Below are 15,496 nucleotides of genomic sequence, written 5' to 3' on the forward strand. Positions count from 1 at the left end.
GCTACTGCTCCGCCCAGTAAGACTTGATCATGGAGCTGATGTGATTGCCGGTCTGCCGCGCGCCCGTCGACTTCAGCGGGGTGTAGCCGGCCAGTACCGCGCCGACCTTGCCCGGGTCGTAGAGGCTGGGGCGGTAGGTGGTGTCGCCCGCGTTGTAGGCGTTCTCGCCGGTGCCGAACGAGTCGAGCATGGTGGTGAGCAGCGGGCCGACCGCCTCGCGGTCCGCGCCGGTGAGCAGGTTGGGCGGCACGTCGAGCGCCGCGCGGCCGAAGTCGGCGGCCACGTCGGGCTTCGAGAGGAACCGCAGCCAGGCCATCGCCTCGTCCTTCCGCCGCGAGGTGCGGGTCACCGAGAGCCCGGTCAGCGCGAAGGGGGACAGCTGCATGCCGGGGATGGCGGCCCTGGCAGGCGGCGGCACCGGGAACGTCATGATGTTGGCCGGGTCGGCGCCGTTGGCCGCCAGGAAGGCCAGGGTGAAGGTCCCGCCGACCAGGAACGCCGACTTGCCCTGGGCGAAGGAGAGGTCCGCGTCGTCGATGCTCTTGGCGGCGGTGCCCGGCATCCAGTACGGCGTCACCCTGCCGTACTCCGTCAGGACCCGCTGGCCGTCGGCCGAGGCGAAGCCCTTGGAGGGGTCGGAGCCGAAGAGGGCCTGGAAGCGTTCCTTGCCGAGCATCCCGAACGCCATGGGCTGCATGAGCCACTCCAGCGCGGTGGACGGCTGCTGGACCCCGATGGTGATGCCGCCCCGCTTGGGGTCGGTCCGGTGGACCGCGGCGAGAGTGTCGATGAACTGTTCCCACGTGGCGGGCGGTTCGGTGACACCGGCCGAGGCGAGGCGGCGGCGGTCCGCGTAGACGATGCCGAAGGTGCCGACGGTGAGCGGGACGCTGAACCGCTGCCCCTCCTTCACCCCCATCGTCTTGGACCCCTCGGTGAGGGAGTCCCGGTACTGCGCGGCGGTGACGGCGCCGTCCTTGCGTACCTGGGGCAGGTACGTGTCCAGCCAGCTCCTGCCGACCGCGCCGGCGAGGTCCTCCAGGAGGCCGGCGCCCCCGAAGGACAGGTCGTCGCCGTTGGCGTGGACCTCGATCACGTCGGGGAGATCGTTGGTGCGCGCGGCGGCCTGCACCTTGGTCAGGAAGGCGTCGTCGGGCGTGATGGCCTGGATCGCGAGCTTGGTGCCGGTCTGCGCCGTGAACGCGGCGGCGGCCGCGTCGAGGGCCTTGACGTGTGACTGCTTGAAGGTCCACATCGTCAGACGATCACGTCCGGCGCCTGCGGACCGGCCGCAGCCCGCGGCCAGCAGGGCCATGGCCGGTGCGGCGGCGAGCAGACGGCGGCGTCCTTGCCGGAACGCGGGGCTGTGTTCCATGCAAGCGGCCCCCTTTCCTCTGTGGCGTCCATGGCCTGATTCCGCACCGCGTCCCGAGCCCGCGGAATACAGGTGTCTCGCCTGCTGGGTGATGAAGTGGGTGCTGAGGGCCGCGTGTTGAAGCGGGTACGGGCCAGAGCCAGCACCGGTATCTAAATCGACTTGATGTACCGTGTCAACGGTCGTAACACTCGAGAAACCCTGCGCGTCTCCTCCCGTACGGAGCCCACCATGACTGAACAGGACATCGCGGACCCGGCCGCTCCGGGCACCGCCCGGGCCGCCGCGCCCGTACTCGCCGCCGCCCCCTGGAGCGGGTCCGGCGACGGAACCCGCATCACAGCCGTCCGCACCTTCCTGTGCGCGCCCCAGGGCTGCCCGTACGTGATCGTGCGGGTGGAGACCAACCAGCCGGGCCTCTACGGCCTCGGCTGCGCCAGCGACCCCCAGCGCACGACGGCGATCCGGGCCGTCGTCGACGACTACGTCGGACCGCTCCTCATCGGCCGGGACCCGGCCGACGTGGAGGACCTGCACCGGCTCCTGCTGAACAGCGGCTACTGGCGCGGCGGGTCCATCGGGCACAACGCGCTGGCCGGCGTGGACGTCGCCCTGTGGGACATCAAGGGCAAGTCGGCGGGCCTGCCGCTGTTCTCCCTGCTCGGGGGGCGCGTCCGGGAGTCGGCCGAGGCGTACACCCACGTCGACGGGGCCGACGCCGCGCAGATCGCCGAAGCCGTGCTGGCCGCCGCCGAGGGCGGCTACCGGCATGTGCGCGTCCAGGTCGCCGTACCCGGCACCGACGCCTACGGCACCGCCCCCCGGAACGCCGAGGAGGCCGAGCGCCGCACCCTGCGCGCCGGGAGCTGGGACTCCCTGGGCTACCTGCGCCACGTGCCGCCCGTCCTGCGCGAGGTGCGCGAACGGGTCGGCCCCGGCGTGGAGCTGCTGCACGACGTGCACGAGCGCCTCACGCCCTCACAGGCGCGCGAACTGGTGCGCGCGGTGCAGGACGCGGACCTGTTCTTCCTGGAGGACGCGCTGGCGCCCGAGGACGCCGCACACTTCGCGCAGCTCCGCGCGGCCGGTACGGTTCCGCTCGCGGTGGGGGAGCTCTACGCCGATCCGCAGGCGTACCTGCCGCTCCTGGAGCAGCGCGTCATCGACTTCGCGCGCATCCGCATCCCCACCCTCGGCGGGCTCACGCCCACCCGGAAACTGGTGGCCGCCTGCGAGCTGTTCGGCGTGCGCACCGCCCCGCACGGCCCGGGGGACGTCAGCCCGGTCGGCATGGCCGCCAACCTCGCGCTGGACATCAGCTCACCGGCGTTCGGCGTGCAGGAGGCGGCCTCCTTCACCGAGGCGACCCGCGAGGTCTTCCCCGGGGCTCCCGTACCGCGCGCCGGCAAGCTCTTCCCCTCCGAGGCACCGGGCCTCGGCGTCGACTTCGACGAGGCGGCCGCCCGGTGCCACCCGGCCCCCGCACCGCTCCAGCACGACCGGTGGGCCCTGCTCCGGGCGGCGGACGGCAGCGCGCACCGGCCCTGACGCGGGGCCCTGCGACGGAACAGGCGCGGGGGGGGGGGGGGGGGGGGGGGGGGGGGGCCCCCGCCCCCCCCCCCCCCCCCCCCCCCCCCCCGCGCTCAGTGCAGCAGCAGGCTTCCCGGCTGCGCGGACAGCGTCTGGTCCAGGACCAGACAGGCGGCGCCCACAGCGGCGACGTGCTCGCCGATGCGTGTCGAGGTCACCCGGGTCGGATGGACGGCCTTCACGTACGGGGACGCCGCGACCATCGGCTCGATCACGCTGAGGAACGGTTCGGACATCTGCGGCCAGAGCGGTCCGCCGAAGACGATGGTGTCCGAGTCGAGCAGGGTGGCCGCCGCGCACACCCCCCTGCCGATGCGGATCGCCCAGCGCTCCACGACACCCGCCGCGGGCTGCACGCCCGCTCGGGCCAGCCGGGCGAGTTCGTCCAGACTGCGCCGGGCGTCCTGGGGGCCGGTGGGCGTGAACTCGTGCCCCAGGGCCCCCATCTGGATCGCCTCGTCGACCAGCGCCCGGGTGGAGCAGGCGGCCCCCAGCCCGCCGACCTCACCGGCGTTCCCGGAAGCGCCGCGCAGGACCGTGTCGTCCACGACCAGCCCCATGCCCGAGCCGGTGCCCAGGTAGAAGAACAGGAAGTTGCGGGTCTCCGTGGCGGCCCCCATCCAGCGCTCGGCCACCGCCGCGGCGATGACGTCCTTGTCGAGCAGCGTGGGCAGCCCCGTTCCGGCGGCGAGGCTGGCACGCAGCGGAACGCTTCCCCAGCCCGGCAGTTCGGGCGGATCGACGACCATTCCGTGCCCCGCGTCCAGCGGCCCGGGGGCCGCGATGCCCAGGCCGAGGACCCGTTCGGGCTCGACGCCCGAATCATCGATCAGCGCCCGCACCGCACTCACCATCTCGGCGGTGACCGCGTGGATGTCGGTGCCCAGGGGGGTGGGTTCGCTGCGCCGGGCGACGGTGGTGCCCAGCAGGTCGAGCAGTACGTAGGTGATGACGGCCGGGTCCAGATGCACCCCTACCGCGTACCGCGCTCCCGCCACGACGCGCAGCAGCGTACGGGGCTTGCCGCCACCGCCGGACGACTGCTTGCCCGACTCCTGGGTCAGCCCCTGGTCCAGGAGCCGGCGGCAGATGTTGGAGACCGTCTGTGCGGAGAGCCCGGTGGCGTGGGCGAGTTCCACCCGGCTCAGGCCCTTGGGGTGGCGCCGGATGGCGTCCAGGACGACCGACTCGTTGAAGTCGCCCATGCGTGGCAGGTTGGTACCCCGCCTGATCGATGTGTTGCTCATGCTCACGATAGTTCTCCTGCTGCGGCGTCCACGGGGCGCATCACGACGATCGGGCGGCGGGTTGATCCGCCGGATCCGAATGAAACACGCCTCAGGGGACTTGGCGTACCAGCGTGATCGACCACGGCTGCAGTGGTGCCTCGTGTACAAGCACGCCCGCCCCGTCCGCCCGGATGGTCTCCAGCCGGGTCGCCCGCGCCCGCCGGTCCAGGTGGGCCAGCTGCTCACGGGTCGGCGCGTCCGGTTCGCCCAGCTCCTGCCAGGCCCCGATCGCGTCCCCGTGGCCCGGCTCCAGGGTCTCCACCTCGAAGCAGGCGCCCGGGGCCAGCCCCGTCAGCCGCAGCCGGAGTTCGCGCGGTTCGCCCTTGGCCTGGGTGGACCGGGCCGTCGAGCGGTCGTCGAAGGAGGCCGGTACCGACTTGGGCTCCTGGGCCGGGTAGTGGTGGACCAGGACGCCGACGCGGCCGGTGGCGGAGTCCCGCGTGGCGGTGAAGTCCTCGCCCTGTCCGATCAGCTCGTCCCCGAGCGCGTTCAGCATCCGGTAGGCGTGGTAGGTCGGCTTCGGGATGCCCGGCAGGGTGAGCATGCCGAAGCCGCCGTGGAAGAGCTCGTCGCCGGCGCCGCCCTCCTCGAAGACGTCGGTGAAGGTCCAGTAGGCCAGCGAGTCGACGGTTCCGAGGGAGTGCAGTACGGAGCGGACCACGTAGGTCGCCGCGGGCAGGGTGTCGTGGGTGTGGTCGCGGGGCGAGGAGGACGAGGACCACTCGGTGAGGTGGATCTCCGCCTCGGGGAACGCGCTCTTCGCCACCATGTCGCGCAGCAGCGCCAGGTCCTGGGGGGTCGCGTCCTTCGACCGGGTGAGCTTCTCGCCCCGGCCGTGCTCGTCCAGCGCCCAGTCCGTCGGGTAGGGATGCGTGGAGACGAAGTCGACGGGGAGCGCCTCGCGCTCGCAGAACTCCAGGAACGCCTCCAGCCACACGGGCCGCCAGCGGAGGGTGTCGATGTCGTCGCGGCCTGCGGTGATCCGCAGGGCGACGTCCTCCACGTCCTTGCTGAACCGCTCGTCCGGCACGAAGTTCGAGGTGGCGGGGCCGCCCACGCGCAGCGACCCGTCCACGGCCTTCACCGCCTCGACCGTGACCCGGTACAGCTCGAAGTACTCGGAGCGGGTCCCCTTGAAGAACCCGTCGAGGTTCGCCTCGTTCCACACCTCGAAGTACCAGCGGCGCACCTCTTCCGCGCCGTAGCGCCCGATCCAGTGGCGCACCGTCGCCTCGATGAGCGCGGCCCACTTGTCCAGGTCGACGGGCGGCGCACCGTGCGCGCCCCACCAGAAGACGGTGCCGGTCTCCCGGGCGAGCGCGCGCGGGCTGAAGCCGAACTCGACGAACGGACGCACGCCGGTGTCCAGCAGGAAGTCGAACAGGGCGTCCACGTACTGGAAATTGAACACCGGGGCGCCGTCCTCGCGCTCGGTGTAGACGAACATGTCGTCGTGGAACAGCCCGTGGAAGCGGACGTACTCGAAGCCGCAGTCCCGCCGGGCCGCGACGAGCTGGTGCTGCCAGTCGGCCCGGAGCCCCTCATTGGCCCGTCCCGCACCTACCACGCGGCGCCAGAACGGCTGGAGCGCGGTGCCCTCGGCCGACGCGGAGATATCGATGCTCACCGCTGCGCGACCGCTCGTGCCGCCCGCACGGTTGCCTCGTTCCAGGTCACGAGTCATGAGTGTCTCCCTGTCACAAGCTAAATCAATTTGATTGATGTTACTTTAACAGGGCACCGCAGATCGGGAAGCAGGTACGGGTAGGGCCGGTGACCAGGTCCGGCCTCCGGCCGTGCGGGAGTTCGCAGGCGCCACCGGGCACCCGCTCCGCCTTCACGATCAGGCCGGGCAGGGGCCGGCGCGACCCCTGCCCGGCCTCGTCGTGGCTCAGGGCGTGTACTTGTACCCGACGCGCCGCACCGTCTGGATCGACCGGCGGTGCTCGGCGCCCAGCTTGCGGCGCAGCCGGGCGACATGGACATCGACGGTGCGCCCGTCGCCCACGTGCCCGTAGCCCCAGACCGTGGTCACCAGCTGGTCGCGGGTGTGCACCCGGTTGGGGTGCGCCACCAGGTGGGCGAGGAGCTCGAACTCCAGGTAGGTGAGGTCGAGCCGGTCGCCGTTCACCGCGGCGGTGCGCTGGACGGGGTCGATGCGCACCGGCCCGGCCCCCGGCGCCTCCAGGATCTCCGGCACCACGTACTGGCCGGCCCGGACCGCCGCGGCCGGCGGCTGCTGGTCGGCGGGGACGAGCACCAGGTAGCCGACCATCGGCGGCCGGCCCGGCAGCGCCGGCAGGGTGTGCTGCGGTGCGGGCAGCCAGGTGGCACCCGGCGCCAGGAACGCGGCGACATCGGCCGGCTGGAAGACCTCGTCCGGCGCGACGGCCCGCAGCCGGGGCCGGTTGGGGGAGAGGGGACGGGCGGTGGTGGCCGCAGCGGTCGCCGGCTGGGCTGCGGTGGCAGCGGAAGCGGCGGAGATCGTACGAGTGTTCGCCATGAGGTCAGCTCTTTCGCGCGAGGAGTCGTCTGTGGACGGACTTGCTGCGCGCGGGCCGAAGGCCGGGTGATCGGCTTTAGGGGGCCGGCGCGTTCAACGCGCGGCAACACACCCGGTCGAAGTCGTGATGCTGACGGGAAGGCCAGAACGGCTCGAGGTCGCTGCGACCTGACGAGGTGTGCTGAATGCTGGCCATGCCTCCATTGAACCAGAGAAAACAGTGCCGCAGCAGGCCTCTTCCACCCGTCGATACGGACCCTTTGGGTTACCTTCCTCACTCGGGGCCGTGAACCCGGAATCCGGGTCCGTCCCGTCCGCGGTGTCCGGTGCACGCCGAAGGGGGCGCCCACCGGACAACCGGTGCACGCCGAAGGGGGCGCCCACCGGACAACCGGTGCACGCCCCCCCTCGTACGGGTGTTGCGCGGGATCAGGCCTCGCCGGCCTTCTCCAGCGCGGCGCAGCAGGTGTCGACGATCAGCCGCGTGACGACGTACGGGTCGACGTTGGCGTTCGGGCGACGGTCCTCGATGTAGCCCTTGCGGTCCTGCTCGACCTGCCACGGGATGCGGACCGAGGCGCCGCGGTCGGAGACGCCGTAGCTGTACTCGTTCCACGGGGCGGTCTCGTGCAGACCGGTCAGCCGTTCGTCGATGCCCGCGCCGTAGTGCTTGACGTGGTCCATCGGCTTCGAGCCCTCACCCAGCGACTCGCACGCGGTGATGATCGGGTCGTAGCCCGCACGCATCGCCCTGGTGGAGAAGTTGGTGTGCGCGCCCGCGCCGTTCCAGTCACCCTTGACCGGCTTCGGGTCCAGGGTCGCGGAGACGTTGAAGTCCTCGGCGGTGCGGTAGAGCAGCCAGCGCGCGACCCACAGGTGGTCCGAGACCTCCAGCGGGGAGACCGGTCCGACCTGGAACTCCCACTGGCCGGGCATGACCTCGGCGTTGATGCCGGAGATGGCCAGGCCCGCCTTGAGACAGTTGTCGAGGTGCTTCTCGACGATGTCGCGGCCGAAGATCTCGTCCGCGCCGACGCCGCAGTAGTAGCCGCCCTGCGCGGCCGGGAAACCGCCCTCGGGGAAGCCGAGCGGCCGGTGGCCGTCGAAGAAGGTGTACTCCTGCTCGATGCCGAAGATCGGCTCCTGGCCCGCGAACTGCTCGGCGACCGGGCGCAGTCCGGCACGCGTGTTGGACTCGTGCGGGGTCATGTCGATGTGGAAGACCTCGCACAGGACCAGGACGTCGTCACCGCCGCGGATCGGGTCCGGGCAGGTGAAGACCGGCTTCAGCACCCGGTCGGAGGCGTGGCCCTCGGCCTGGTTGGTGCTCGATCCGTCGAAGCCCCAGATGGGCAGCTCGGCCACGTCGGACGACGGGGAACCGGGCATGATCTTCGTTTTGGAGCGGAGCTTGGCGGTCGGCTCGGTGCCGTCGATCCAGATGTACTCAGCCTTGAACGTCACGGAAGCCATCCTTCGGGGGTGCTGCGGTCTATGCAGCGCAGCTTCGCAAGACGCGATTTCCCGTCCGTTGCTCTCGTGTGAAGCCCGTGTTACCGAGGTTTCCCGCACGGGAGCGGGCCCGTGGCGTCGTATACAGGGTTCGCACGGACCACAGGACCACAGGACCACCGGGGCACGTACGGCCGCGGCCGGTTCATCGCGGTGACGCCCGAGCGGCTCGCGGGATTCGGGACCACGGCCGCACCGGGCACACTTGTGCCATGACGACATCCGTGAACCCCCTGCGTATCGGCCTGGTCGGGACCGGTCCCTGGGCCCGCAACACCCAGGCCCCCGCCCTCGCCGCACATCCCGGCGCCGTGCTGAGCGGGGTGTGGGGCCGCCGGGCCGAAGCCGCGCAGGAGGTGGCCGACGCCCACGGTGCCAAGGCCTACACGGGGGATGCGGGGCTCGACGAGCTGTTCGTCGTGAGCGACGCCGTCGCGTTCGCCCTGCCGCCGGACGTACAGGCGCCGCTGGCCGCCCGTGCCGCGGCGGCCGGCTGCCATTTGCTGATGGACAAGCCGGTGGCCACGAGCGTCGCGGCGGCCCGGACGGTGGTGGAGGCGGCGGAGCGGGCCCGGGTCGCCTCGGTCGTCTTCTGCACCCTGCGGTTCGCCCCGGAGACCGCGGCCTGGATCGAGGAACAGCACGCGGCGGGCGGCTGGTTCACCGCGCACGCGCACTGGATCGGCGCCCTGTGGGCGCCCGGCGCGGACAGCGAGTACGCCGCGTCCCCCTGGCGCCACGAGAAGGGCGGCCTCTGGGACGTCGGCCCGCACGCGCTCTCCGTCCTCATCCCGGTGCTGGGCGAGGTGACCCGGCTGACCGCCGCCCGCGGCCCCGCCGACACCCACCACCTGATCCTCCGCCACGCTTCCGGAGCCTCCAGCACGGTGACGCTCACCCTGGCCGCCCCCCAGGCGGCGACCGGCGTCGAGGTGGAGCTCAGGGGCGAGCACGGGACCATCGGGCTGCCCCGGTGGGACGGCGCGGTCGGCGCCTACACGGCGGCGGTGGACGCGCTCATCGAATCGGTGCGCACGGGGGTGGCGCACCCCTGCGACGCACGGTTCGGGCTCCGGCTGACCGAACTCCTCGCGGAGGCCGAGGCGCAGGCGGGGGAGTAGCGGAGCCGACGCGGTGGTCCGGGCACACTCCTGGTCCCCGGGCCCACCGCTCAGCGCCCCATCGCCTCCCGTACCGCCTCGTCCGTGCGCGCGACCACGGCAGTGCCGTCCTCGGCCGTGATGATCGGCCGCTGGATCAGCTTCGGGTGCTCGGCGAGTGCCGTGACCCACCGGTCCCGGGCGGCCGCGTCGCGCGGCCAGTCCTTGAGCCCCAGCTCCTTCGCGTCCGCCTCCTGCGTCCGCGTGATCTCCCACGGCTCCAGCCCCAGCCGGTCGAGGACGGCCCGGATCTCGTCCGGTGACGGCACGTCCTCCAGGTAGCGGCGGACGGTGTACTCGGCGCCCTCCTCGTCGAGCAGGTGCAGCGCGCCCCGGCACTTGGAACAGGCGGGATTGATCCAGATCTCCATGGGGCCAACGGTACGGGATGGACCCGCGAAAACCCCTCTGGCCAGGGGCGATTGTCAGTGCCGGGCAGTAAAATGGAGGTAGTTCGTGAGGGTTCCACCACCGCGCCAGGAGGTTGCCAATGGCCGTTGCCGCAGTCACGACCGAGCCGCTCCACACACCCCTGAAGAAGAAGCCGCTCCCCGCCGGCCGCCCCCGTCAGTGGTACGTCACGCACAACCGCCGGCTGAAGGCGATGCGGCTGGCGATCGCCCTGCTCGACACGGGAGTTCACCAGCCGTCCAGCGCGAGCAACGCCCGGATACGCACGGCTGCCGGGCACCTCGGCATCCACCCGCCGTCCGACACCACCTGCCGCATGGTCCGCGCGCTCATCCGCTACGGCCGCTGACCACCGGCCCCCTGTCAGTCCGCTGTGCCCCCGGGAGGCCCCGGGGGCACGGCCGCGTCTCAGCTTGACTCTGTCGGGGATCTTGGTTGCGCCGTGAGGCGCTGTGGTTCGAGTGGAGGTGACAGTCCGCCGCCTCTAGCCTGTAGCAGCAGGTCAGGGCAGCTGAGTGCAGCCTGATCCGGGTGGTGCAGGGGAGGGCGAGAGCGGCTCTGGCAAAGCCGGGGCCTACCAAAACTGCCAGATGGTGCGGGTCCGGCGAGCGAGACGGAATCAGGCACCAGCGTCATGCGCACCACCCGTACGACGGCGCTCTGCCACTCGCACAAAGCACAAGGACGTCGCCGGACCGAAACGTGACAGCAGATCGCGAGAAAGTTTCATCAGCTTGGTGAGGGTTATCCGTGCTGCTTCGGTGTCTGCGTCAAAACGCGTGCGTTCGCGCTGGAGAACCGAGGTGAACCGGATCATGGCCACCCGGCTCGGAGCCGCCGTTCCCGAGGTCTGCTTCGGCGGGACGGGTGTTGAGCACATGAAGGGCCGGGAGTAGTCCCAGGACACTGCGAGCGTATCGCCTGCGATTGTCTCTCCGAGCCGCTCTGGCTGGAGGCTCGCCACGTCGGCAGATCGACGCTGAGGCGTCGCCGGTGAGCACCACTGACCCGGTGCCGCAGATGGCAGCCGAATGTGTGATCGAAAACACGCGTGTGCGATACAACCTTTTGATCATGCAATGAAGATCACAGGTGAAGTTTCCCGGCGGATGCGTGCATAGGGAGAAATGTCTGCCCTGGTGACAGCTGGTCAGTCCGAGTAAGAGCGGCTTAAGTTCACGCTGCAAATAAGGATATATTGTGAGTGGGGCGGGAAGAATATGGGAAGAAAGCAACACGGGCGGCAGCGTTGGTTGGGGGCGGCGCTCGTGGTCGCGCTCGGGGCGGGGGTGCTGCCTGGCCTGTCGATGGCGGCCGCTCCGGGGGCCGCCGCGTTCAGTGAGACGGCCGCCGACAGCGGCGATACGTCGGCTGCAGTGGCCTCGGAGACCGAGGCGCTGGCGCAGGCGAAGAAGTCGGGCAAGCCGGTGGAGGTGCTCGCCCAGCGGGGTGAAGCACGGGAGGTCTTCGCGACGACGGACGGGAATCTGGAGGCGCGGGAGTACCTGCGTCCGATCTGGACCCGGTCGGGCAAGGACTGGAAGCACATCGACACCGCGCTTGCGCGACAGGATGACGGCACGGTCGCCCCGGCCGCGGCTACGGTGAACCTGGCGTTCTCCGGCGGCGGTGCCAAGGAGCCGCTGGTACGTATCGAGCGAGCGGGCCGTGCGGCAAGCCTGACCTGGCCGGCGTCGCTGCCAGCTCCGGTATTGGACGGCGCGATGGCTACCTACCCGTCGGTGCTGCCGGGCGTGGATCTGCGGATGACGGCGCAGGAAGACGGCTTCTCGCAGCTCTTGGTGGTCAAGACGGCCGAGGCGGCGCAGAGCGAGGAGCTGGCTGATCTGCGGCTCAAGCTCGGTACCGAGGGCCTGGATGTCAAGGAGACCAGCCAGGGCGGATTGCAGGCGGTCGACCGTGGTGCGGGCGGCACGGTTTTCGAGGCGCCGCAGCCGTTGATGTGGGACTCCAGCAAGGGCGATGCGCAGACGGCGCCCCAGACTCTGAGCGCGGTCGGTGATGACGGCAGCACCGGGGAGCGGGAGGAGCCGGGCGCGGCCGAGTCGGGACAGTTGGCGCCGGTCGGTGTGGATCTCACCACGAACGATGAGCTGGTATTGACCCCGGACACCGAGGTGCTCAAGGGGGAGGACACCACCTATCCGGTGTTCATCGACCCGCAGTGGTATTCGCCGCGTGCGTCGGCGTGGACGATGGCGTCGAAGTACTGGGCATCGTCGCCGCAGTGGAAGTTCAACGGTGACTCGGACTCCGGCATGGGCTACTGCAACTGGTCGTACTGCCAGCCCAATGACACCAAGCGGCTCTTCTATCGCATTCCGGTGTCTACGTTCGCGGGCAAGTCGATCCTGTCGGCCGAGTTCGTGGTGCACAACACCTGGTCGGCGTCCTGCTCGGCGCGTTCGGTGGAGCTGTGGGAGACGAAGGGCATCTCCTCGTCGACGACGTGGAACTCGCAGAATGCGTCGGGGTTCTGGGTCAAGCAGCTGGCCTCGGACTCGTTCGCGTACGGCTACAACGGCTGCTCGGCCAAGGACGCCGAGTTCAGCGTGAAGTCGGCCGTGCAGTCGGCGGCGAACGCGCACGACTCCACGATGACGTTCGGCCTGCGGGCGGGCAGTGAGAGTGATGGCTATGGGTGGAAGCGGTTCTCGGACAAGGCGTTTCTGCGGGTGAAGTACAACCGCCCGCCGTCGCAGCTGAAGTCCTCGCAGCTGACTATGGAGTACGGCGGCACCTGCAAGTCCTCGTCGAACCCCGCGCGGGTACGTACTCTCGGCAAGATCACCGCGAACAATGTGACGGACCCGGACAAGGACAGCGTCTCGGTGCAGTTCCAGGCGAACTGGGACGGGGGCTCATGGAGCCCGGCCAAGACTAGTTCCAAGAAGTCAGGTTCCGACTTCACCATCAGCTTGCCCTCGTCGATCCCGTCCAACAAGACGGTCAACTGGTATGCCCGCGTCTATGACGGCGCGCAGTATTCACCATGGTCGTACGCCGGTGATCCGCAGGCCTGTTACTTCGTCTACGACACATCGGTGCCCAAGGCGCCGGCCGTGGCCTCGAGCCAGTACCCGGAGTCCGACCCGGACGACCCGGATGACCCGTGGTACGACGGTGTGGGGCAGTACGGGTCGTTCACGATCGACTCGGCCAGTACGGACGTGAAGACGTACTGGTACGGCATCAACACCGACCCGTCCTCCAAGAACAAGATCACGACCTCGGGCGGGGCCGCTGAGGTCGCCCAGGTGCTGCCGTCCAAGCCGGGCGTGAACTTCGTGACGGCGCAGGCCTTCGACTCGGCCGGCAATGGCAGCGAGATCCGGACCTATCAGTTCCGGGTGAAGGCGGGCCAGCCGGCCCGGGCGACCTGGCAGCTGGACGAGGCTGCGGGCGCGAGCGAGGCCAAGGGCTCTACGCCGGAGCGCGCGCTGGCTTTGCACGGTGGCGCGACCCCGGGCGTGGCCGGGGCGGATGGCACGGCGGTGCAGTTCAACGGCACCGACGCCTACGCCTCCACCGACCTCTCGCCCGTCGACACCAGCAGGGGGTTCGCGGTCTCGGCGTGGGTGAAGCTCGACAAGATCCCGACCGCGACCGCGGATGTGGCTCTGATCCCGGGCAACAATGCGCCCGGCATGGAGCTGTACTACTCCACCACGTTCGGCTGGTCGTTCAACCAGTACAAGTCCGACGACGCCTCCGCCGGTCTGGTGCGTGCCGACCAGGGTGACACCAGCAAGGTGAAGGCCGGTACCTGGACGCATCTGGTCGGCTCCTACTCGAACTCCGCCTCTACTCACGAGTTGCAGCTGTTCGTGGACGGTGTGCTGACCGAGACGGTGTCCTACGACGCGCCGTGGATCGCGCGGCGCGGCCTGCTGGTGGGTGGTAAGAACTTCACCGGCACCCCGAGCGCCCTCTTCCCGGGCACCATCGATGATCTGCAGATCTTCGACAAACCGCTCGCCCAGGACGAGGTCGACAAGCTGAAGGCCAAGCAGAGCGTGGGCGACCCCGGCCGTCCCGCCATCGCCGTCTTCGACATGGACGATGCGGCCGATGCCACTGAGCTGAGTGGACACGGCGGCGTTCTGCCTGCCAAGTACAACGGCACGGTCACCACCGGCGTGGAGGGCATTGCGGGCAAGGCTGCCAAGTTCAACGGCACCGACGGCTACGCGAAAATCGGCCAGACCAGCGGCCCACACGTCAACACCGAGCGCAGCTTCACCGTCTCGGCCTGGGCCAAGCTCGACAAGAAGCCGACCGGCGCCGCGGTGATCACCGCGCAGGCCGGTCAAGTGGCTCCTGGCTTCGAGCTGTACTACTCGGCCGGCTATGACCGGTGGGTGTTCAACCAGTACTCCAGTGACAGCGTCGACGCCAAGCCAATCCGCGCGATGCAGCCCGACGGCACCGCCGCCCGGGTAGGGGAGTGGGTGCACCTGGTCGGTGTGCACGACACCGTCGCCAAGACCCTCACCCTGTACGTGAACGGGGCCAAGGCCGGCACGACGGCGTTGGAGGGAGCGTTCTACGCGGACCAGTCGATGTACATCGGCGCGTCCAACTACAGCGGAGCCATGAGCTCCTACTTCCCCGGCACCATCGACGACGTCCGGGTGATGGACCGGCCGGTCTCCGCTGAGGAGGTGGCGCAGATGTTCCGCCAGCGCCCGCTGGTCAAGGCCCGCTGGAACTTCGAGACCGTCACCACCGGAAGTCCGGCCACCAGCCCTGACTCCTCCGACAACGCCAACACGATGACTCTGGGTGGCCAGGCCCAGCAGGGCATGGGCTGGATCGACTTCAACGGCCTGCAGCTGGACGGGGTGGACGATTACGCCACCGCGAACAGCCAGCCTTTGGACACCTCTTCCAGCTTCACCGTCACCGCTTGGGCTCAGGCCGCCGCGCTGCCCACCCAGAACGCCAGTGTGGTCTCCGCCGCAGGCACCCACACCAGTGCCTTCGACCTGCACTTCACCCCAGATGCCGCGAACGCGGACGGGATGGGCAGCTACAGCGCGGACATCCACGCCGAGGACACGGCCGGCGCCAGCACCGACAGCGTCGCGAACACCGAGTTCTACGACGCACGGGACTGGAACCACCTGGCCCTGGTGTATGACGGCTTCGCCAAGGAGGCCCGCCTGTACGTCAACGGCGTGCTGCAGGAGACCGCCTGCACCGATGCCGACGGCAACGGCAACGCGGACGACACCTCCTGCCAGGACCTGATCGCCTGGGCCGACAACGTACTGACGTTCAAGGCCGGCGGCACCCTGCAGGTCGGCCGCGCCAAGACAGCGGACGCCTTCGGGCAGTACTTCCCCGGTGTCATCGACGACGTGTGGGCCTTCCAGGGCGCGCTGGACGACAGCCAAGTCCAGCAGCTGGCCGGGACATTCTTCGACATTCCCACCGACGTCCCCAGCGGCAACCAAGGCTGATCCACAAGCGTCGGGTGGGCGGACCTGCCAGTGGTCCGCCCACCCGACAGAGGCAGTTGCCTGCGAGCTTCCACCCAATTTTCTGTGTCTGACCGACATGAGCGGTCAGACGCCCGACAGTGATGGACACGTCACGTATGAAAGCCAGTCCCGGGGCAAGATTGCTCCGC

10 protein-coding genes are annotated in these 15,496 nt (G+C 70.0%); 4 read left to right on the top strand and 6 right to left on the bottom strand.

Annotated elements, in window-relative coordinates:
• Nucleotide 1: 1 nt before the first annotated feature.
• On the bottom strand, nt 2-1,375 hold the full coding sequence (locus ACGFU6_RS12080; RefSeq protein ID WP_393610096.1) for an ABC transporter substrate-binding protein: 1,374 nt from the start codon (nt 1,373-1,375) through the stop codon (nt 2-4).
• Between the two features lie 231 nt (nt 1,376-1,606).
• Here ACGFU6_RS12080 and ACGFU6_RS12085 point away from each other — a divergent pair, with 231 nt between their 5' ends.
• Nucleotides 1,607-2,923 carry an enolase C-terminal domain-like protein gene (locus ACGFU6_RS12085; protein WP_393610098.1) on the top strand — a complete coding sequence of 439 codons (1,317 nt, stop codon included), beginning with the start codon at nt 1,607-1,609 and terminating at the stop codon, nt 2,921-2,923.
• A gap of 95 nt (nt 2,924-3,018) precedes the next feature.
• Here ACGFU6_RS12085 and ACGFU6_RS12090 read toward each other — a convergent pair whose 3' ends face one another.
• From ACGFU6_RS12090 to glnII, 4 genes are all read right to left on the bottom strand, one after another.
• Nucleotides 3,019-4,212, bottom strand: a complete 1,194-nt coding sequence (locus tag ACGFU6_RS12090) for an ROK family transcriptional regulator (protein WP_393610100.1) — start codon at nt 4,210-4,212, stop codon at nt 3,019-3,021.
• A gap of 91 nt (nt 4,213-4,303) precedes the next feature.
• Nucleotides 4,304-5,938: a beta-xylosidase gene (locus ACGFU6_RS12095; RefSeq protein WP_393610101.1), complete on the bottom strand. Its 1,635-nt coding sequence runs from the start codon at nt 5,936-5,938 to the stop codon at nt 4,304-4,306.
• A 207-nt stretch (nt 5,939-6,145) separates the two neighbouring features.
• A complete protein-coding gene (locus tag ACGFU6_RS12100) occupies nt 6,146-6,757 on the bottom strand; it encodes a winged helix-turn-helix domain-containing protein (protein WP_393610103.1) in 612 nt (203 codons plus the stop codon).
• A 429-nt stretch (nt 6,758-7,186) separates the two neighbouring features.
• A complete protein-coding gene (gene glnII / locus ACGFU6_RS12105; RefSeq protein ID WP_393610105.1) occupies nt 7,187-8,221 on the bottom strand; it encodes a glutamine synthetase in 1,035 nt (344 codons plus the stop codon).
• Nucleotides 8,222-8,481: 260 nt separating this feature from the next.
• Between glnII and ACGFU6_RS12110 the strand changes: the two genes are divergently transcribed.
• The gene (locus tag ACGFU6_RS12110) at nt 8,482-9,390 is read left to right on the top strand and encodes a Gfo/Idh/MocA family protein (RefSeq protein ID WP_393610106.1); all 909 of its coding nucleotides are present in this window, start codon (nt 8,482-8,484) and stop codon (nt 9,388-9,390) included.
• A 50-nt stretch (nt 9,391-9,440) separates the two neighbouring features.
• Here the strand turns inward: ACGFU6_RS12110 and ACGFU6_RS12115 are convergent, their stop codons facing one another.
• A complete protein-coding gene (locus ACGFU6_RS12115; RefSeq protein ID WP_393610107.1) occupies nt 9,441-9,800 on the bottom strand; it encodes an arsenate reductase family protein in 360 nt (119 codons plus the stop codon).
• Nucleotides 9,801-9,919: 119 nt separating this feature from the next.
• Between ACGFU6_RS12115 and ACGFU6_RS12120 the strand changes: the two genes are divergently transcribed.
• Both ACGFU6_RS12120 and ACGFU6_RS12125 read left to right on the top strand, forming a co-directional pair.
• A complete protein-coding gene (locus ACGFU6_RS12120; RefSeq protein ID WP_393610108.1) occupies nt 9,920-10,189 on the top strand; it encodes a hypothetical protein in 270 nt (89 codons plus the stop codon).
• Between the two features lie 871 nt (nt 10,190-11,060).
• The gene (locus ACGFU6_RS12125) at nt 11,061-15,326 is read left to right on the top strand and encodes a LamG-like jellyroll fold domain-containing protein (RefSeq protein WP_393610110.1); all 4,266 of its coding nucleotides are present in this window, start codon (nt 11,061-11,063) and stop codon (nt 15,324-15,326) included.
• Nucleotides 15,327-15,496 lie beyond the last annotated feature (170 nt).

Source organism: Streptomyces sp. NPDC048462 (assembly GCF_043200175.1).
Taxonomy (GTDB): domain Bacteria; phylum Actinomycetota; class Actinomycetes; order Streptomycetales; family Streptomycetaceae; genus Streptomyces.